Source organism: Planctomycetaceae bacterium (assembly GCA_039680605.1).
Taxonomy (GTDB): domain Bacteria; phylum Planctomycetota; class Phycisphaerae; order SM23-33; family SM23-33; genus JAJFUU01.
In genome coordinates this window covers 1-17851 of record JBDKTA010000017.1, presented here as the reverse complement: position 1 = coordinate 17851, position 17851 = coordinate 1, and the positions used below count along the sequence as shown (strand labels likewise).

The following is a 17851-nucleotide window of genomic DNA, read 5'->3' as shown; positions in this document are numbered from 1 at the left end:
AAATTCGAGATGTTAAGAGCGTTCTCCACCTCCGCCACGGGCATGTCCGCCCAGCAGATGATCGTCGACACCATCGCCAACAACCTGGCCAACATCAACACCGTCGGGTTCAAGCGAAGCCAGATGGACTTCCAGGACCTGATGTACCTTCGTCTGTCCGAGGCCGGGCGCGAGACCGCCAGCGGCGTGACCGCCCCGACCGGCCTGGACATCGGCAGCGGCGTGCGGCCCAACAGCAGCCTCAAGGTCTACACCCAGGGCGAGATGGAAAACACCGGGCGCAACCTCGACTTGGCCATCGAGGGCGACGGGTTCTTCCAGGTCTCCGCCGGCGGGCAGACGCGCTTCACGCGTGACGGGGCTCTGCGAACCAACGCCGACGGCCAACTGGTCACCGCCAACGGGTACACCCTCGAGCCGGCCATCACGATCCCCAACAACGCCCGTTCGGTCAGCGTGGGGCGCGACGGGACGGTATCGGTCTTCACCGGCTCGAGCAACACCGCCACGGTGGTCGGGACGATCTCGGTGGTGCGTTTTGCCAACCCCTCCGGGCTGAGCAATGAGGGGGGCAACCTGCTGTCCGAAACGCCCGCCAGCGGCAGCGCGATCGTGGGCACTGCCGGCAGCGACGGCGTCGGGGCGATCCAGCAGGGATTCCTCGAACGCTCCAACGTGCAGATGGTGACCGAACTGGTCAGCCTGATCACGGCCCAGCGGGCTTACGAGATCAACTCCCGCGCCATCAAGGCCGGCGACGACATGCTCCGTACGGCCAACGGTCTGATCAGCTAGGACGACACTCATGAACTTCATGGCACTATGCCTGGTGGCGCTGGCGGCGGGAGAGCCTTCCCGCGACGTGCGCATACATCTTCCGCGCGAGATCAGCGTCGCCTGCCGCCAACTGACGCTGGGCGACGTGGGCGTTGTCTCATGCGACAACGCGACGCTGCGCGAGGCCCTGCGCGCCCTGCCCCTGGGGCGCTCGCCGCTGGCCCAGGAAGTTCTGACGATCGAGCAGGCACTCGTCCGCTCGCGCGTGGCCTGCAGCAATCTCCAGACCGGGCAGGTCACTGTCACCGGCGCCGACCGCGTCAGCGTCCGCCGAAAAGAGCAGGTGATCAAGGCCGACACGCTGGTCGAACAGGCCCGGGCGTTTCTGGCGCAACTGCCCGAACTGGGAACGTGGACGTGGCGGGTCAGCACGCGGCCTCAAGACCTGACGCTGCCCAGCAGCGAGTCGCTGAAGTACCAGGCCCGTCTCGATTCCTACGCCGCCGGTCTGGCCCACCTGCGCGTGGCGGTCTCGGGCCCCCAGGGCGACCTGGCGGAGATCGAGGTCGTCTTCAAACGCATCTTTACCGTGCGCCGCTGGGTGGCGGTGCGGGATATCGCCGCCGGCGAGGCGCTGACGCAGGAGAACCTTCGCATTGAGGAACAGGAGGTCTCCGCCGCGGTCGAGGCGTATGTCCCGCCGGCGACGGCCCTGGCGTCGCAGCCGATCGCCAAAGGCACGGCGATTCGGTCCTCGCTGGTTCGCCAGGCCAAGCCCGAGGTGCTCGTGCGCCGCAACCAGGCCGTGACGATGCGGATCGTGGGCGAGGGCTTCACCGTCTCGGCGATGGGCCAGGCCCTCGAGGACGGGTACGAAGGGCAATATATCAAGGTTCGCAACGTCGATTCCAAGCGCATCGTGTCGGGCATCGTGCTGGCCGACGCGTCAGTGCAGCCGCAAACGAGCGAGGTGAGACGATGAAGATCCGCGTGGCATTGCTGATGGTCGCGGCGTTGCTGGGGGCGGCGTGCCCGTGCGGCGCCGATTCGATTTACGCCCGCGCGACCCGCCGGGGCGTCTCGACGGTCACCACCGACGACACGGCCCGCAAGGTCGGCGATTCGCTGACGGTGCAGATCGCCGAGATCAGCGAGGTCAGCAACACGACCAACAACACCATGGAGAAGACGACGTCGCGCGCCGCCAAGATGAGCGGCACGGTGAAGCTGGGCAACATGCTCGGAGCGTGGGCGGAGAAGATCTTCGGCCTCAAGGATATCGAGGACAAAACGTACGTGGCGCCGACGGTCGATCTCAGTGCTTCCTCGGGCAACAAGTTCGACGGCAAGAGCGACTACGGCAGCAACCGCTCGATCGCCGATTCGATCACCGTCACGGTCTACGACGTTCACCCCAACGGCAACCTGGTGATCATGGGCACGCGCAAGCGCCAGGTCGGCGGCAACGTCCAGTACGTCCAGATCAGCGGGATCGTCAGGCTCAGCGACATTACCTACGCCAACACGATCTCCAGCGCAAAGATCGCCGAGTTCCAGTTCGTCACCTACGACCGCGGCCAGAGCGACACGTTCGTGCGACCGGGATGGCTCGACGCGATCCTCAACGTAATCAGTCCTTCGTAAGCGGCAGCGGTGAACGATATGACACGCAACAGTACATGGTGGGCGGCGGCGGGCATGGCGGCAGTCCTGATCGCCGCCGGGACGGCCCGCGCCGAGCGCATCAAAGACATCGTCGACATCAAGGGCGTCCGCGGAAACCCCGTGTGGGGCTATGGCCTGGTCATCGGGCTCAACGGCACCGGCGACAACTCGATCGCCAGCAAGCGGGCGCTGGCCAACGTCCTGCGCCGCACGGGGCTGGTCCTCTCGCCGGACGACGTGGCCAGCAAGAACATCGCCAGCGTTCTGGTGACGGCCGACCTGCCCCCCTTCGCCCGCAGCGGCGGCAAGATTGATGTGACCGTCTCGGCCATCGGCAACTGCGGCAGCCTTCAGGGCGGAACGCTGCTGATGACCGAGCTGGTCGCGGCCGACGGTCAGCCGTACGCGGTGGCCTCGGGGCAGTTGTCGGTGGGCGGGTTCGGCGCCTCGGGCGCGGCGGCCTCGGTTTCAAAAAACCATCCGACGGTGGGACGCATCCCCAACGGCGGCACCATCGAGCGCGACGAAGTGGCCGTCTTCGTCCGCGAAGGCTTCATGACGCTGCAGCTCCGGAACCCAGACTTCGCCACTGCCCAGGCCATCGCCACGGCGATCAACGAGAAGTATCCGCAAGCGGCCGCCGCCATCGACGCCGCGGCCGTCCGCGTCTCGCTGCCCAAGGATGCCAAGCCCGAGACCGTGACTGAGATGGTCACCGCGATTGAGGCCCTGAGCGTGACGGTCGACACGCCGGCGGTGGTGGTGATCGACTCGCGCAACGGCACGATCGTGGTGGGGGAGAACGTGTCGATCTCGGCTGTGGCCATCGCCCACGGAAACCTGGCGATCGTGACGCAGGAAAAGGAGATGGTCTCGCAGCCCTCGCCCTTCGCCAAGACCGGCAACACCGAGAAGGTCAAGCGCACGCAGATCGACGTGGTGGAGGAGAAGGGCACGCTCAACGTCCTGCGGCGCAAAGTCAGCGTTTCGGAACTGGCCCGCGCGCTCAACGCCCTGGGCATGACGCCGCGCGACCTGATCAGTATTTTTGAGGCGCTCCGCCAGGCCGGCGCCCTCCAGGCGGAACTGAAGGTGATCTGATGGACATGCCTTCGATACCAATCAGCGTCCTCCCGCCGCAGGCGATGCCGCAGATCGCCGCCGCGGGTGCCAGGCAGCACGACAAGGCCGTCGTCGAGGCGGCCAAGAGCTTCGAGTCCATCCTGCTGACCCAACTCGTTCAGGAAATGGGCAATACCGTCGAGGACGGCGGGATGCTGGAAGAAACCGGCGGAAAGCAGGTGATGGACATGTTCTACTACCACCTGGCGCAAGACCTTTCCAGCAAGGGCGGCCTGGGGTTGTGGAAGAGCATCGCACGCCAGATCGCTCCCTCGCAGGCGGCGGCGGCGGAGGTGCGGCCATGATTCTCTCGCAGGGGTCCGTGACGGAACTGTCCGAGTCGCTGGTCGAGGCGCTGCAACGCGAAGCCGATCTGCTCGATCAGAAGGAACAGCAGATGGAGCGCCTGCGCGAGGCGGTGATGGTTTCGGACGACGCGGCGCTGGAAGCGCTGATGGCGACCATCGCCCATACCGATATCGAACAGTCTCGCCTGGACATGGATATCGCCCGCCGCCGCGCCGAGCTGAGCGACGCCATATCGCCCGGGCGCCCGCCCTTGAGACTGAGGCAACTGGCCCGCGCCCTCGACGGCGACTCCGCCGGCGGCATCGAGCGACTCTGCGGCGAGATCTTCCAGCGATTGCGGCGCCTCCGCCGCCGGCACCTGGAAACGGCCATCCTGCTGGCCGAATGCTCCCGGATCAATCGCCTGCTGCTCGATACGCTGTTGGGGCGCGGTTCAGCCGTGGAGACTTACGACGCCGGCGGGCGCCCTCACGGGCAACGCGACGGCGGGCTGCTTAATACGGAGCGATAGTGTCCAGCTACCTCATAGGACTGACGGGGCTTCGCGTCGCCCAGCAATCGCTGGACCTGGTCGGCACCAATATCACCAACGCCACCACTCCGGGCTACAACCGCCAGGAACTCCAGATCGCATCGCTCGAACTGAGCCGTCAGGGAAAGATATCCCTCGGCGGCGCGGAGGTCGTGGCGGTCAAACGCTGCGTCGATGAGCTGCTGCAGCGACAGATCCTTCAGCAGACGACCCGCCTGGGCCAAGCCGACCAGCGGACCAGCATTCTGCAGACCATCGAAAGCGCCCTGGGCGGGCTGGACTCCAACTCCCTCGGTTCGGCGATGGACCAGTTCACCAGCGCCCTGAGCGAACTGTCCACCGATCCCAACAGCCCGGCGCTGCGCCAGCAGGTGATCTGGTCGGCCGATGGCATGGCCTCGCAGTTCCGCAATCTTTCGGGATTCCTGTCGGACCTGCGCCGGCAGCTTTTCTCGCAGGTCTCGGTGTTGAGCGAACAGGTCAACTCCCTCACGCAGCAGATCGCCATCGCCAACGGGCAGATCGGCCAGGTCCTCTTCGCCGGCGGCGGAGGCAACCTGATACAGGATAATCGCGATCAGGCCGTCGCCGAACTGGCGGAACTGATCGGCGTCGAGGCGCAGATCCAGCCCGGCGGAACTGTCCAGAACGTTCTGGCGATGGGAACGCCGCTGGTGCTGGGCAGTCATGCGGTGGAGATCGAATCCGGGATCGGCGTGGGAAACACCATCGGCGTGACGATCAAGGGCGCGGGCAATCTTCAAACCGACGTCGATGGCGGCAGGATCGGCGCCCTGTTGACGCTGGCCAACGACTACATTCCCGCCCTCCAGGCTCGCCTGGACAGCCTGGCCGGCCAACTGATCAGCGACATCAACCAACTGCACTCCCAGGGCGTGGGGACCACCGGCGGGTTTACCCAGGTAACCGGCCAGAGCGTGGATGACGGTCCTATCGCCGCCGCGCTGAACAACGTGTCGCCCGGCAGTTTCTTCATCCGCGTGACCAATGAAGCCACCGGCCAGGTCACGCGCCATGAAATCAGCGTCGACCCGCAGCATGACTCGATGGCCGGCATCGTCGCCAGGCTCGACGCGCTGGACAACATCACCGCCTCGCGGTTCAACGGCGCGATGAACATTACCGCTGCCGATGGGTACACCTTCGACTTCCTGCCGGCTCTGTCCGTCCGGCCCGACAGCAGCGCCATTACCGGCACGGCCGAAGCGGCTGTCAGCGGGCTGTACAGCGGTTCGTCGAACGAGGTCTACACATGCACGGTCAGCGGCTCGGGCCAGGTCGGCGCCACCGATGGGCTCCGCGTGGTCGTTACCAATGCTGCCGGGGCGGTCGTCAAAACCCTCAATGTCGGGACCGGCTACGCCTCGCTGGACCGGATCGAGATCGGACAGGGCGTCTTCCTGTCGATGGGTCCCGGGACGCTTAACAACGGCGACAGTTTTACGATCGCGGCGCTGGCCGACAGCGACACCTCGGGATTGTTGGCGGCGGCGGGGATCAACACCTTCTTCAACGGGACCGGCGCCGCGGATATCGCCGTGCGCCAGGAGTTGATGAACGATCCGCGATCGCTGGCCTTGGCGATCGGACAGGGCGCCGTCGACGGGGCCAATCTGCAGCGCATGATCGAACGCGTCAGTCAGCCGCACGCGGCGCTGGATAATGTCGCGGCCGAGGAATACCTCCAGCAGATCGTCACCGGCGTCGGGCAGGACGTCTTCACCGGAACCGCCACCCAGAAGAGTCTGGCGCAGGTGGTGGGCCTTCTGGCGGATCAGCGCGAAGGCGTCAGCGGCGTCGACGTCAACGAAGAGGCCGCCAAGATGCTGATGTTCCAGCGGATGTACCAGGCCGTTTCGAAATTTATCGCTGCACAGGATAAGGCGCTGTCATTCCTGATGGACGTGCTATGAGCGGAACCAACCGGATCTACAACTCGGTGCTGACATCGCTGCGATCGGGGATGAATCAACTGGCGCGCCTGCAGGAGCAAGTGGCGACCGGTCAACGCGTCAACCGCGCCAGCGACAGCCCGGCCGATGCGGCGATGATCCTGAGCTTCCGCCAGCGCGTCGGGGGCATCGAGACCTTTGTGCGCAACCTCGGCATGGTCAATCAGAACCTCAGCGAAATCTCCACCGCGATCCAGAGCGCCTCGGACGGCCTGATCCAGGCCCGGCAGACGCTCTCGCAGGCCGCCAGCGAAACCTTCATCGAGAAAGACCGCCTCCCGGCATCCGAGGCGATGGACGTTCTGCTGGAACAGATCGTCTCGCTGGCCAACACCAAGAGCGCCCAGGGCTACCTCTTCGGCGGCTCCAGCATGTCCAGCGCCCCTTACGCCGTCACGCGCGTCGACGGAAAGATCACTTCCGTCAGCTATTGCGGCAGCATGACCATGCCGCAAGTGGGGGTTGCCTCGGGCGTCGGGCAGTCCCACACCCTCATCGGCGCCAACGTCTTCCAGACGCAGCAGCGCGAGAGCCCGATCTTCAGCGGCTCAACCGGCGCCGCCGCCGGCAGTGCCACCAGCAGCATCACCGGCAGCGCCTGGCTGACCTTCTCCCACGCCGTCACCACGTACGGCGGGGCTTCCGGTCTGGCCGCGGCTGCCGAATCGCCAACCGGAGACACCATCCTCGGCAGCGGCCATACCATCACGGTCGACGCCGATGCGCGTACGCTGTCGCTCGACGGCGGACCGGCTGTCGCATTTGACGCCGCCACCGACGCCAGCGTGCGCCTGGTCAACGCCCAGGGCGATGTCGTGCATGTCGACACAACGGGTTTCGATGCGGACCTGGCCGGCACCATCAGCGTTTCTCTGCAGGCCACCGGCACGATGAGCATTGACGGCGGAGCCTCCTCGACCCCCCTGACGAACTTCGCCGACAATCAGAGCGTCGTCGACTCCGTCAGCGGACGCGGGCTCTTTGTCGACACGACGAACATCGCCCGCACCGGCACCGAGGCCGTCAGCGTGGCAGGCACGCATGATATCTTCGAGACCCTGATCGCCGCTCGCGACGCCCTGGCCAATACCCGGGGCCTGAGCCGGACCGAGCAGACCCAGCAGATCACGCAGGCCCTGGCCGCCCTCGATGAAGTGCATGAGACGATCCTGACCAGTCTGACCTCCGTCGGCGCCAAGCAGCAGGCCCTGGAGACCCTGGCCGACAACCTGGCCATCATGAAGGAAGGCGCTGAATATCAGGCCACGAGCCTGCAATCGGCGGACGTGGCCGAAGTCGCCACCGAACTGGCGCGCGTCCAGACCTTCTACGAGATGACACTGGCCGCTGCGGCACAGATCATGAAGGTCTCCCTGTTGGACTACATTTAGCCTCCGCCATGCGCGGATGCTTTGCGCGCGGCCAGTTGTTGCACATTCCAGAGAGCCCCACGGCAAGGCCGGCGGCAGGTGGCGATGTCACCAATCACTGTCCCCCAAGGGCTTTAGCGGCATAAGAAGCTGTGTATTATTCCCGGCACGTACTTTGCATAGTCCGATTTAGTGGTAGAATATCGGTGATACCTTCACGCGAAGGGATGGCACGTGTCTCCTGGCACAACATGGAATACGAGCAAGCAGCAGGCTGACGGCCCTCTGGCTGATTACCAGGGGATCAAAGAAGCCGCGGACTGCTGCGCCGTCGCCGGCGATCTGGAGCGCGCCCGCGGCCTCTACCGCCAGGCGCTGGAACTCGAACCGCACCGCGCCGACAGCTATGCCGGTCTGGGCGTGGTGGCTTTGGCCGAGGGGCGACCTTACGAGGCGCAGGGCTACTTCGAACTGGCCCGCGATCTCGATCGCAACTGCACCGAAGCCTGCTCGGGCCTGGCCATGATCTACCAGGACCGCAAGGAATATCGCCAGGCCTTCGCCATGTACCTGCGGTGTCTGGAAATCGACGGCGACAACCTGATGGCGCTGCTGGGGCTCTTCCAGACATCGTGCCAGATGGGCACGTTCGCCATGATCGTGCATTATCTCAAGGTCTATCTCAGCCGCCACAATGACGATGCCGCCGTGCTCTTCTGCCTGGCCACCCTCTACGCCCGCGAAGGCTCTCTTGCCGCCGCACGGGAGGCGGCGATGAAAGTCCTCTCGCTGCAGCCCCAAAACGCCGAAGCGGCCGCCCTGCTCCAGCGCATCGAGCAAACCCTCTCCTCCCGGGCGGCGGATGACCACGATGCCCGCCAGTGATCACCGCATTCCAGGGGTCCACGATGAATCGTCCCTGCTGGCCGACCTGCGCCACGCGCTCCAGGAGCAGTTGCAGTGCGTGCGGGAAGGGCTGCTGGACCCGGCATCGGAAATCTGCAGCCGGACGAACGAACTTCTCTGCCGCCTCGGCAAGATTGGGGTCGCAAGCTCTGCCGGCAAGGCCGAACTGGCCGCCTGCCGCCGCCTGCACCAGCAGGTGAACCTGGCGCTGTCGCAGCAGCAGGGCGAGGTCAAAGCTCAGCTCGCTCGCGTGTACCCGGGCAAGGCCCTCGTGCGGGCGTACGGCGCCTGCGGCGCCTGCGCGTCTGGCTCGCGGGAGGTCCGCAGATGACCGGGCGCCTGTATACCACCTACCAGGTCGCCGAGTTGCTGGGGTCGGCTCCCGAGGCGGTCGTCGAGTGGATGAAGAAGGGGATCCTGCCCTTCCAGCGCATGAACGACAAGTCCATCCGCATATCGGAGAAACACCTCGTCGAGTTCCTCAGGCGCCAGGGGATCGACATCGGCGCTCTGATGACTCAAACCGCCGCGCGCGAAAAAGAAGCATCGCGCCAGTCGCACGAGCCTTCCGCGCCGCCCGCCCCCGCGGCCTCCCGGCCTGGCCACTTCAGTGACCCAGGAATCCCCGACGCTGCGGAAACGGTCCCCGCCGAGCTGCCCGCCGCCCAAGTGCTCGACGCCATCCTGCGAAAGGCCCTCGTCTCCCGCGCCACGGAGCTGGTCCTTCAGCCCAGCGGCGGTTCGCTGAGCCTGCAACTGCGCATCGATGGCGTGATGCATGCCAAGGACAGCTTCGCCCAGCGTCTGCCGGCGGCGCTGGTGGCCGAGCTTCCCCGGTACCTGCTCGAACAGGCTCATCTGGATGCCGGCGCTGCGGCGGTACGGAAAGCACCCTTCGTGCGAGCCCTCGACGGCCAGCAGGTCGCCCTGGAGCTGACAGCCGTTCCCGCCGCCGTCGGATGCACGCTGATCTGCCGCCTGCCCGCCCCGTCTTCGGTCGCGGCGGGGCTGGCCGATCTGCTGGCGGCGGAAGAACTGGCGACCCTGCGCAGGCTCAGCCACAGCGGCGGGGGGCTGATCCTTATTGCCGCAGCGCCCCGCGGCGGCAGGGACACGCTGCTCCAGGCCATGGCTGGCGACGTGCCGCTGGAGGGGGCGCTGGCGTTTGCACTCGGCGGGGCCATTAACGGATACATCCCCTGTCCCGCCGGCGCCATGGCGGCCGATCTGGGCGACGCGGATGTCGCCGTCGTCGCCGAATTGACCGATGCCGCCACGGCAAAGTCGGCCTTCGATCTGGCACGCGGAGGCGCCCTGGTGTTGGCGGGAATCACGGCCGACAGCGCCGCGGCGGCCACGGACATTCTTACCGAAACCGTGGGCGCCGGGTGGGCGACCGCCTCGACGCTCAAGGCCGTCGTGGCAGTACGGTCCGCGCGGCGCCTGTGCCCGCACTGCCGCCGCCGGGTCGTGCTTGAAGCTGCGGAGTTGCCAGCCGCCCTGTCGACCCTGGGCGGCGGCACGACGTACGAACCCGTCGGCTGCGCGCAGTGCGCCCACACGGGCTACAGCGGCAGAGTACTGCTGACGGATGTGACAGAGATCGCTGGCCCAGCCGCCGCCGCCCTGCGCCAAGGCACATCCCCGATCTCACAAGAACACCCCCCGTTCATGCAGTCGGCAGTCCGCTGCGCCGCCGCCGGGGAGACGTCCATCGCAGAACTCGCCCGCGTACTAGGGTTTCTCCGATAGCACGTGTTGCCGGGTGCCACGCACAACTCCGTTGTGCGTGTCCCTGACCCGTGTGGCGGGCGTCGCGCCCGCGCGTGGCGAGGGCGCCTTGCCCTCGGTGCCGCGCATCCCCCGGGGAGGCATGTCCCCGACTGCGGCCTTGCCAATCCGCCGCCTCTGGGATACAACGTTGCCATTGAATCCGCTGGAGACCTATGTAGTATTCCGCCCATGCGAAAATCAACTCATACTGCGGAATACCGCGCTCTGTGTCAGCACATTGTGGCTATGCGGAAAGCCGCGGGGCTGACCCAGCGCGGCCTGGCGCGGCGATTGTCTGTTCCGCCTAGCTGGGTAGCAAAGGTGGAAATAGGGGAAAGACGATTAGACCTCGTTGAGTACTGTTGGATATGCGACGCCTGCGAGATAGAGCCGTCAGCGTCAATTAGATCACTTCTAGAGGATATGAGGACGGTCTAGGCTGTGGATGACAAGGCCCGACGCTGTGCCTTGCAGAGTCTCGGCGGACACTGTAGAATCTTCCACGCCTTGGCAGGCTGATGAGGCTGATGAGGCTGATGCATAGAAGGAGCGATGGTGATTGCCGCGCCGGACAAGAGGGCGATCCGTGTTACCGAAGGGAATATCCGAAATAGTTCCATCTCAGTGGCTGGACTCTACAGTTTCTTCCCTCCCGACTGCTACGGGGAACCTAGCAAGGGCAAAGGGGCTGGCAAGCCAATTCGCATTCTGTTGGATGGACTGGACAGGACGATAGAAACGGATATTGGGCGTGAGGCCAAGACCGGCAAACCGCGTCGTCAGTTTCGCGCAAGAAAATGGGTGAAGGAGTTTTTCAGACACCATGATGTTCGTGCCGGGGACTTGCTGGAATTGCAGAGGGTTGACACTCGCGAGTATGTCATGCGGTTGGTCAGCCACCCGACGATGCGGGCGGTCGAGTTCTTCGCCGGCATAGGTCTTGTCAGACTCGCGCTTGAACGCCAAGGATTTCGTGTTGTTTTTGCGAATGACATCGACCCAAACAAATTCGAGATATACAGGGCCAATTTTGCGGAAGACGATTTCCTTCTTGGCGACATCCACGAACTTTCGGAGGATCAGATTCCCGATTGTGAACTCGTGACCGCGTCTTTTCCCTGCACAGACTTGTCGATTGCCGGGGAGATGAAGGGGCTCAACAGTGGGGAATCGAGTGCCTTCTGGGGACTGATCAGGATACTGAAGGACATGGATGCCCGGCGCCCTCAACTGGTGTTGCTTGAGAACGTGCCCGGCTTCCTCATGTCGCACGGTGGTAGGGACTTTGAATCTGCGTTACTGGCAATGAATGAACTGGGCTATGCTGTTGACGCTTTCTTTTTGGATGCGGCATGTTTTGTTCCCCAAAGCAGGCTTCGATTATTTGTCGTGGGCAAGCAAGCCCCCTCTGGCCAGTCGGTTTTTGGTTTGACCGCTTCGGCTCTGCGACCCGAAACCCTCGTGCAATTCATGAATGCCCATCCCGAGATTACCTGGGATATCCATGACCTCCCCCCCCCTCCGGCGCGAGAAGTCTCTCTGGAGTCCATCCTTGAGGATCTACCCGACGACCATCCCGCGTGGTGGAATCAAGAGCGATCAGCCTATTTCATGAACCAACTCAGTGAGAGGCACTTGGCGGTCGCAGACAAGATGATCCAGCAGCGAGTCATTTCATTTGGAACCGCCTTTCGTCGCGTCCGTAATTGCAGGTCGATGGCCGAACTCAGGACAGACGGTGTGGCAGGTTGCCTGAGAACACCGAAGGGCGGGAGTGGACGCCAGATCCTCTTCAAGGCGGGAAAGGGAAGATATCAGGTCCGTTTGCTGACGGCTCGCGAGTGCGCACGACTGCAGGGAGTTCCGGATTCCTATGTGGTACCTGTTCCGCTAAACCAAGCCCTTTTCGGGTTCGGTGACGCCGTTTGTGTACCTGCGATAGAGTGGATTGCCAAGCAGTATTTGGCTCCATTGGGGAGTAAGCTGCCCGATCAAGTTGAGGCCTATAGGTGAGCAAAACTATGGATATCGTCCCAGACGGTTTTGTAGAAGAATGGATGAAGAAAGGCGACCGGTTCATCCCTGCTCGCCTCCAAGCCGCTTTGGCGTTGCTGGAAAAGCTTCGAAGCGATCCCGTTCTTGATCTGACGGCTCACCTGGCGAGCAAAGGCAGCTCGGGACTCCAGTCACACGAGACGTGGGGCAACCGGGCACATAAGCGTTTGCAGATCGAGGCAATCAACAAGAATCATGGTCGGCGGTCATCAAGTCTGCAGGATTGGGGGCAGGAACTGCTTGATTTGCTCAAGGCCGCCGGATTCGAAAATGCCTCCAAATCCGGGCGATCAACTCTTCTGGATGACGCCCAGCGGTCGTTGGCCGAAAAGCTTCGGTACATATTGGATCAAGAGCCCTTGGAAGTGCGGCTTGGCGGCAAGACAGCGGAGACTGTCGTTGGGGAGCTGCTCAAACAGGCTGAGGAGAAAGGCAAAGCTGGCGATGTCGCGCAGTATCTGGTGGGGGCCAAATTGAAGTTGCGCTTCAAGCGGGATATTCCTGCCAATCAGGCCAACAGGGCGGATCGCAAGTGCCGGGGGGATGCGAAGGCCCAGCCGGGCGACTTTGTCATCGAAAATGCCGTCATCGAAGTCGCGGTCGGGCTGCCGGACGACAAACACATGAATCAGATAGCTGACGCGCTGGAGGATTCCGATTTTGAGGTTTGGCTTCTGACCAGATCTGACCGGGTAGGGACATGGAAGCGAGAGTTGGAAAAAGGCGAGGTTACTGACGTGAAAAGGGTTGTCGTCACGTCGGTGGAGGCTTTCATCGGGCAGAATATAAGCGAGTTAAGCGAGTTCTCCAGCAAGCAGAAGACACGTCAACTCAAGGCGCTGGTGGACCTGTATAACAAGGAATGGGTGGACAAGGTCGGCCTTCCTGGAATCAAGATTATCGTAAAGTAGCGAGATGAGCGACACGTTCACCAGAGCGGAACGTTCCCGCATAATGGCGGCAGTCAAGTCGACGAACACCACGCCGGAACTTGTTCTGAGAAGACTGCTTTTTTCGATGGGCTATCGCTATCGGTTGCACGTCAAGAGCCTTCCGGGCAGCCCGGACATCGTCTTTCCCGGTCGCAAGAAGGTCATCATTGTCAACGGATGCTTCTGGCACATGCATTCCTGCAAGAACTTCAGGATGCCAAACACGAGCAAGACATACTGGCGAGCGAAATTCCTGAGCAACAAAGCTCGCGATGAAAGGACACGTCGGTTGCTGCGCCGCAAAGGTTGGCGACCGCTGGTCGTATGGGAATGCCAGCTTGCAAGCCGCAGACTGCCCGCCACGCTCAAAAGAGTATCTGCATTTCTGCGACCTTCTTGAACACGTGCCGGGCGCGACGTTCCGTAAGTGACTGTCAATAAAGCACCTGCAATAATAGCACTCTTTCTGAATCACGTGAAAGACGGACAAGACGGCGCCTCCCTTCCCCAAAAACCGCTGTGAAAAGTACAACAAAGTGCAAGGAAGTACAATTGAGGGGCAGATAGTACCACTTTCAGGATATCGGCGTCTCTTCCTCGAATTCGCTGTGAAAAGTACAACAAAGTGCAAGGAAGTACAATTGAGGGGTAGGCCGTACCACATTTGCAGGCGGTCGTGCTCTTGCCCTTCATGCCGCGACCAGGCGGTGGAACTGCGACATGATCGCCGCAGCCATCTTGCCCAGCGGAACCACCTGCTCGGCCGCCCCGAGGCGGATCGCTTCTTTGGGCATTCCGAAGACGACGCAACTGGCCTCGTCCTGCGCCAGGGTGTAAGCTCCCGCCTGGCGCATCGCCAGCAGGCCGGCCGCTCCGTCAGCGCCCATCCCGGTGAGGATGACGCCCAGGGCGTTGCCTCCGGCTTGGCGCGCCACCGAGTGCAGCAGCACGTCCACGCTGGGGCGCTGATGATGGACCGCCGGTCCGTCCTTGACCCGCACGAGATATTGCCCGCCGCTGCGCTGGAGGACCATGTGCTTGTTGCCCGGCGCCAGCAGCGCCAAGCCGCGCGAGACCGCGTCGCCGTCGACGGCCTCGCGAACCTCCATGCGGCACAGTCCGTTGAGGCGTCTGGCATAGGCGGCGGTGAAGTGCTCGGGCATGTGCTGGACGATCACCGTGCCCGGCGTGTCCTGGGGCAGTCGCGTCAGCACTTCGCGGATGGCTTCGGTTCCGCCGGTCGAGGCGCCGATAGCCAGGATCTTGCTGGTGGTCTGCATCACCTTCGACGGCGGCGTCTCGGGCACGAGGCTTTCTTCGGCCGACGGGCTGACCTCGACGGGCGGTGCGGGCTGGCGAAGCTTTGCGCCGGCGGCCGCTCGAACCTTGTCGACCAGGGCGTCGGCCACTTCGGCCACGGTGTACGCCGACCCGGGTTTGCAGATGACGTCCACGGCCCCGAGTTCCATCGCCCGCAGGGCGTTCTCGCTGCCGCCGGCGGTCAGCGAGCTGACGACGATCACCGGCAGCGGATAGTAGCGCATCAGCTTGGACAGGAAGGTCAGGCCGTCCATGCGGGGCATTTCCAGATCGAGCGTGATCACGTCGGGGCGGCACTGTTCGATCTTGGTCCGCGCGACGTACGGGTCCATGGCCGTGGCGACGACCTGGATATCGGGCGCCTTTGACAGGGCGGCCGAGAGCGTCTGGCGGACGACGGCTGAGTCGTCCACGATCAAGACCTTGATGGGTCCTTTGCCGGTCATCGCCACAGCGGGTCCTTTCATTACGCCGCGGCCAGCAGCAGTCGCAGCTGCACGGTTCCGCTGTCGAGGCAGATGGAGGTTTCGGTGGCCGCGGCGTCGGGTCCGGCGAGGTCGGCCTTTTGCATCAGCGGCGCCGCGACGGTGTATTCGGACTGCGGGCTGTCGATGACGGGCAGGAGGTTGCCGCAGATCACGTTGAGCACTTCCTTGAGGGCGTCGACCTGCTTCTCGACGTCGGTATCGGCGGGGTCGTCGGCGCCGAGGATATTGGCCGCCAGGGGCGCCATCATCTCCGGCGGCAGCGACATTTCCAACCATCCGCGCCAGGGTCCGTGAAAGGCGACGCTGGCGATGACGGGCGGGGCGGCCGAGGGCGGCGCCTCCTGCGGTTCGACGGGAAACATGAACGCCAGGGACGCGAAGGTGTCTTCGGCGATACGGGCGAGGGTTTCGCGGCATGGTTGCATTATTGGGTCACCTCGGTAAGCCCCTGGACGACGTTGCAGATCGCTTCGGGGGTAAAGGGTTTGTGGACGAAGGTCACACCGTTGGATTGCAGACGATCGATGCGCGTGACGCTGCCTTCGGTGGAGACCACGATGATGGGAATGTCCGCCCAGAGCGGATTCTCGCGCACCGCCGCGATCATCTCCTCGCCGTTCATCACCGGCATGTTGATGTCGACCAGGATCAGGTCGATCCATTCCTTCTCGAGCACCTCCAGCCCCAGCCGCCCGTTGGCGGCCTGGTGCGTCTGGCCCAGATCGAGTCCCGCCATCGACAGGGTTTTGAGAATGACGGCCCGCGTCACGGCGCTGTCGTCGACAACCAGTACGTTGAGTGACATCTGCAATCCTCCGGGTGCTGCTACAGGTCTTTTTCTTGTCCGTTTACCAACAACCAGGTCCGGCCGCTGTCCACGTCGAGATACATCGTTCTGGGGGACGAGCCGCCGACCTCTTCGGCCTTGACCAGGATGTTGTTCTTCCAAAGCATCTTCCGCAGCAGCAGGTAGTTTCGTTTTCCGATGGCGAAGCGGTCTTCCTGTCCGCCCTGGACGTTGGCGCCGCCGGCGAGCTTGACCACCAGGCGCCCTCGAACCGCCCCGCGCGCCATCAATTCGTTGAAGAAGGCCGGCACGCCCGTATCCACGAACATGTACGGGTTGACCTTGGCCTTTTCCGGATTGATCTGCGACTGGGGCAGCATTACGTGCAGGATGCCGCCGATGCGCCCCTGCGGGTCATGCACCGCCAGGCCCAGGCAACTGCCCAGCGCGTGCGTGACGACCACGTCGCCGGGCTGGTTGGATATTCGCATGTCGGCCACGCCTACGACGACTTTCATGCTCAATCTCCCCGGCCGCGCCGGCGGTACACCGCCGGCTGGACGTACTCGAGGTTGTGTCGAACGCCGCTGAGGCTTTCGGAGTGGCCGACAAACAGCAGGCCGCCCGGGCGCAGCATGTCCTGGAATCGCGACACCAGTCGCGTCTGCGTGTCCTTGTCAAAGTAGATCATGACGTTGCGGCAGAAGATCACGTCGAACGGTCCGGCCATCGGCCAGCTCTCCATCAGGTTCACCCGTGCGAACGTGATCAGGCTTCGCAGCGATTCGTTGACCTGGTACAGGCGTTCCGGGCGCGCCTGGACCAAGGTGAAATATCGACTGGTCAGTTCCCCCGGAACGCCCCGCAGGCGCGCGTGCGGGTACACGCCCCGCCGCGCCGCCGCCAGCACGCGCGTCGAAAGATCGCTGGCCAGAATCTTCATGTCGTATCCGCATTGGCCGGCGGTTTCGGCCAGCGTCATCGCCAGCGTGTACGGTTCCTCGCCGCTGGAGCAGCCCGCCGACCAGATGCGCAGTTTGCGTGTCTGGGCATTGGTCGCCAGCAGTTCGCCCATTACCTTGGCCAGCAGTTCAAAATGTGCCGGCTCGCGGAAGAACGACGTCAGGTTCGTCGAGAGGCAGTCAAGCATGCCCATCAGCTCGATGCCCGAGACGTCGCGCTGCACGTGGGCGAAGTACTTCTCAAAGCTGTCGAGCTTCAGCATCCGCATGCGCTTGGAGAGGCGGGCCTTGACCAGCTCCTTCTTGCCGGCATGCAGGTTGATCCCGCACGTGGACTTCACGAAGGCGCTGATGGTCTCGAACTCCTCCTCCGTCATCACCGTGCTGTGGAACAAGGCCTCGCTCACAAACGCCTCCGTGTGTCTTTCGCCCGCCTCTGAGGCAGGGGAAGGTTCCCGTAGTCCGCCGGGCGGGGGCGCCCCACGCGGGGCGCCCCCGGTCCGGGCGGACGCGTTCTAGAACTTCGCCGCTTCGGCGTCCGATTCCATCGGAATCGTCGCGCCTTCATGCGACTTGGTGTTCTTCCAGCCCGTCGCCGCAGGGGCGCCTGCGTGGGCGGTCGCCGGGGCGGCCTTGTGGGCCGTCGCCGGGGCCTTGTGGCCGTGGGCAAAGTGCGGCGTCGCGGCCGCGGCGGCCAACTTGCTCGATCCGCCCACCATCGCCAGGAGTTCACCGACCATCTTGGTCAGCTCCTCGGCCTGGGCCGACAGCTCTTCGGACGCCGACGCCGACTCTTCGGCCGTGGCGGCGTTCTGCTGGGTGATGGTGTCCATCTGGCCGACGGCGGTATTGACCTGCTCGATGCCCTGCGCCTGTTCGT

The 17851-nt window shown here is 63.9% G+C and carries 21 protein-coding genes; 15 read left to right on the top strand and 6 right to left on the bottom strand.

The features are described 5' to 3' along the window. Positions 1 to 9: 9 nt before the first annotated feature. From flgG to ABFD92_05290, 15 genes are all read left to right on the top strand, one after another. Positions 10 to 795, top strand: a complete 786-nt coding sequence (gene flgG, locus ABFD92_05360) for a flagellar basal-body rod protein FlgG (protein MEN6503945.1) — start codon at positions 10 to 12, stop codon at positions 793 to 795. A 10-nt stretch (positions 796 to 805) separates the two neighbouring features. Then, positions 806 to 1759 (top strand): flagellar basal body P-ring formation chaperone FlgA, encoded by a 954-nt coding sequence (flgA, locus tag ABFD92_05355; protein ID MEN6503944.1) that lies wholly within the window; start codon positions 806 to 808, stop codon positions 1757 to 1759. Continuing rightward, positions 1756 to 2421, top strand: coding sequence for a flagellar basal body L-ring protein FlgH (locus ABFD92_05350; protein MEN6503943.1), 666 nt, complete (start codon positions 1756 to 1758; stop codon positions 2419 to 2421). The genes flgA and ABFD92_05350 overlap by 4 nt, the downstream gene beginning before the upstream one ends. An 18-nt stretch (positions 2422 to 2439) precedes the next feature. After that, on the top strand, positions 2440 to 3543 hold the full coding sequence (locus ABFD92_05345) for a flagellar basal body P-ring protein FlgI (GenBank protein MEN6503942.1): 1104 nt from the start codon (positions 2440 to 2442) through the stop codon (positions 3541 to 3543). Positions 3544 to 3548: 5 nt separating this feature from the next. Further along, complete coding sequence (locus ABFD92_05340) at positions 3549 to 3869, top strand: rod-binding protein (protein MEN6503941.1); 321 nt, start codon at positions 3549 to 3551, stop codon at positions 3867 to 3869. Next, positions 3866 to 4384 (top strand): hypothetical protein, encoded by a 519-nt coding sequence (locus tag ABFD92_05335; protein ID MEN6503940.1) that lies wholly within the window; start codon positions 3866 to 3868, stop codon positions 4382 to 4384. The genes ABFD92_05340 and ABFD92_05335 overlap by 4 nt, the downstream gene beginning before the upstream one ends. After that, the gene (flgK, locus tag ABFD92_05330; protein MEN6503939.1) at positions 4384 to 6339 is read left to right on the top strand and encodes a flagellar hook-associated protein FlgK; all 1956 of its coding nucleotides are present in this window, start codon (positions 4384 to 4386) and stop codon (positions 6337 to 6339) included. The genes ABFD92_05335 and flgK overlap by 1 nt, the downstream gene beginning before the upstream one ends. After that, on the top strand, positions 6336 to 7769 hold the full coding sequence (gene flgL, locus ABFD92_05325; protein MEN6503938.1) for a flagellar hook-associated protein FlgL: 1434 nt from the start codon (positions 6336 to 6338) through the stop codon (positions 7767 to 7769). Before flgK ends, flgL begins: the two co-directional genes overlap by 4 nt. Positions 7770 to 7982: 213 nt before the next feature. Then, on the top strand, positions 7983 to 8633 hold the full coding sequence (locus ABFD92_05320; protein MEN6503937.1) for a tetratricopeptide repeat protein: 651 nt from the start codon (positions 7983 to 7985) through the stop codon (positions 8631 to 8633). Beyond that, on the top strand, positions 8620 to 8985 hold the full coding sequence (locus ABFD92_05315; protein MEN6503936.1) for a hypothetical protein: 366 nt from the start codon (positions 8620 to 8622) through the stop codon (positions 8983 to 8985). Before ABFD92_05320 ends, ABFD92_05315 begins: the two co-directional genes overlap by 14 nt. Continuing rightward, complete coding sequence (locus ABFD92_05310; GenBank protein MEN6503935.1) at positions 8982 to 10406, top strand: helix-turn-helix domain-containing protein; 1425 nt, start codon at positions 8982 to 8984, stop codon at positions 10404 to 10406. Before ABFD92_05315 ends, ABFD92_05310 begins: the two co-directional genes overlap by 4 nt. A 210-nt stretch (positions 10407 to 10616) precedes the next feature. Beyond that, a complete protein-coding gene (locus ABFD92_05305) occupies positions 10617 to 10865 on the top strand; it encodes a helix-turn-helix domain-containing protein (GenBank protein ID MEN6503934.1) in 249 nt (82 codons plus the stop codon). 114 nt (positions 10866 to 10979) lie between these two features. Next, positions 10980 to 12440, top strand: coding sequence for a DNA (cytosine-5-)-methyltransferase (dcm, locus tag ABFD92_05300; GenBank protein MEN6503933.1), 1461 nt, complete (start codon positions 10980 to 10982; stop codon positions 12438 to 12440). 8 nt (positions 12441 to 12448) lie between these two features. Then, on the top strand, positions 12449 to 13393 hold the full coding sequence (locus ABFD92_05295) for a DUF4928 family protein (protein MEN6503932.1): 945 nt from the start codon (positions 12449 to 12451) through the stop codon (positions 13391 to 13393). 4 nt (positions 13394 to 13397) lie between these two features. Next, entirely contained in the window at positions 13398 to 13814 is a 417-nt protein-coding gene (locus tag ABFD92_05290) for a very short patch repair endonuclease (GenBank protein ID MEN6503931.1), read from the top strand. Between the two features lie 289 nt (positions 13815 to 14103). Here the strand turns inward: ABFD92_05290 and ABFD92_05285 are convergent, their stop codons facing one another. From ABFD92_05285 to ABFD92_05260, 6 genes are all read right to left on the bottom strand, one after another. Continuing rightward, on the bottom strand, positions 14104 to 15201 hold the full coding sequence (locus ABFD92_05285) for a chemotaxis response regulator protein-glutamate methylesterase (protein MEN6503930.1): 1098 nt from the start codon (positions 15199 to 15201) through the stop codon (positions 14104 to 14106). Continuing rightward, positions 15201 to 15647, bottom strand: coding sequence for a chemotaxis protein CheX (locus ABFD92_05280; GenBank protein ID MEN6503929.1), 447 nt, complete (start codon positions 15645 to 15647; stop codon positions 15201 to 15203). Before ABFD92_05280 ends, ABFD92_05285 begins: the two co-directional genes overlap by 1 nt. Beyond that, positions 15647 to 16027 carry a response regulator gene (locus tag ABFD92_05275; protein ID MEN6503928.1) on the bottom strand — a complete coding sequence of 127 codons (381 nt, stop codon included), beginning with the start codon at positions 16025 to 16027 and terminating at the stop codon, positions 15647 to 15649. The genes ABFD92_05280 and ABFD92_05275 overlap by 1 nt, the downstream gene beginning before the upstream one ends. A gap of 20 nt (positions 16028 to 16047) precedes the next feature. After that, positions 16048 to 16527, bottom strand: coding sequence for a chemotaxis protein CheD (locus tag ABFD92_05270; GenBank protein ID MEN6503927.1), 480 nt, complete (start codon positions 16525 to 16527; stop codon positions 16048 to 16050). A gap of 2 nt (positions 16528 to 16529) precedes the next feature. Next, positions 16530 to 17378, bottom strand: coding sequence for a protein-glutamate O-methyltransferase CheR (locus ABFD92_05265; GenBank protein ID MEN6503926.1), 849 nt, complete (start codon positions 17376 to 17378; stop codon positions 16530 to 16532). A gap of 108 nt (positions 17379 to 17486) precedes the next feature. After that, positions 17487 to 17851, bottom strand: a 365-nt coding sequence (locus ABFD92_05260) for a hypothetical protein (GenBank protein MEN6503925.1), incomplete at its 5' end; no start/stop codon positions are given.

What these genes read in the sequence shown, in the direction of transcription:
- ABFD92_05305 (MEN6503934.1), top strand. Translation starts at nt 10,617, where the DNA reads ATGCGAAAATCAACTCATACTGCGGAATACCGCGCTCTGTGTCAGCAC.
- ABFD92_05340 (MEN6503941.1), top strand. Translation starts at nt 3,549, where the DNA reads ATGCCTTCGATACCAATCAGCGTCCTCCCGCCGCAGGCGATGCCGCAG.
- dcm (MEN6503933.1), top strand. Translation starts at nt 10,980, where the DNA reads ATGGTGATTGCCGCGCCGGACAAGAGGGCGATCCGTGTTACCGAAGGG.
- ABFD92_05290 (MEN6503931.1), top strand. Translation starts at nt 13,398, where the DNA reads ATGAGCGACACGTTCACCAGAGCGGAACGTTCCCGCATAATGGCGGCA.
- ABFD92_05350 (MEN6503943.1), top strand. Translation starts at nt 1,756, where the DNA reads ATGAAGATCCGCGTGGCATTGCTGATGGTCGCGGCGTTGCTGGGGGCG.
- ABFD92_05345 (MEN6503942.1), top strand. Translation starts at nt 2,440, where the DNA reads ATGACACGCAACAGTACATGGTGGGCGGCGGCGGGCATGGCGGCAGTC.
- ABFD92_05275 (MEN6503928.1), bottom strand. Translation starts at nt 16,027, where the DNA reads ATGTCACTCAACGTACTGGTTGTCGACGACAGCGCCGTGACGCGGGCC.
- flgG (MEN6503945.1), top strand. Translation starts at nt 10, where the DNA reads ATGTTAAGAGCGTTCTCCACCTCCGCCACGGGCATGTCCGCCCAGCAG.
- ABFD92_05280 (MEN6503929.1), bottom strand. Translation starts at nt 15,647, where the DNA reads ATGCAACCATGCCGCGAAACCCTCGCCCGTATCGCCGAAGACACCTTC.
- flgA (MEN6503944.1), top strand. Translation starts at nt 806, where the DNA reads ATGAACTTCATGGCACTATGCCTGGTGGCGCTGGCGGCGGGAGAGCCT.
- flgL (MEN6503938.1), top strand. Translation starts at nt 6,336, where the DNA reads ATGAGCGGAACCAACCGGATCTACAACTCGGTGCTGACATCGCTGCGA.
- ABFD92_05295 (MEN6503932.1), top strand. Translation starts at nt 12,449, where the DNA reads ATGGATATCGTCCCAGACGGTTTTGTAGAAGAATGGATGAAGAAAGGC.
- ABFD92_05310 (MEN6503935.1), top strand. Translation starts at nt 8,982, where the DNA reads ATGACCGGGCGCCTGTATACCACCTACCAGGTCGCCGAGTTGCTGGGG.
- ABFD92_05285 (MEN6503930.1), bottom strand. Translation starts at nt 15,201, where the DNA reads ATGAAAGGACCCGCTGTGGCGATGACCGGCAAAGGACCCATCAAGGTC.
- ABFD92_05315 (MEN6503936.1), top strand. Translation starts at nt 8,620, where the DNA reads ATGCCCGCCAGTGATCACCGCATTCCAGGGGTCCACGATGAATCGTCC.
- ABFD92_05335 (MEN6503940.1), top strand. Translation starts at nt 3,866, where the DNA reads ATGATTCTCTCGCAGGGGTCCGTGACGGAACTGTCCGAGTCGCTGGTC.
- ABFD92_05270 (MEN6503927.1), bottom strand. Translation starts at nt 16,527, where the DNA reads ATGAAAGTCGTCGTAGGCGTGGCCGACATGCGAATATCCAACCAGCCC.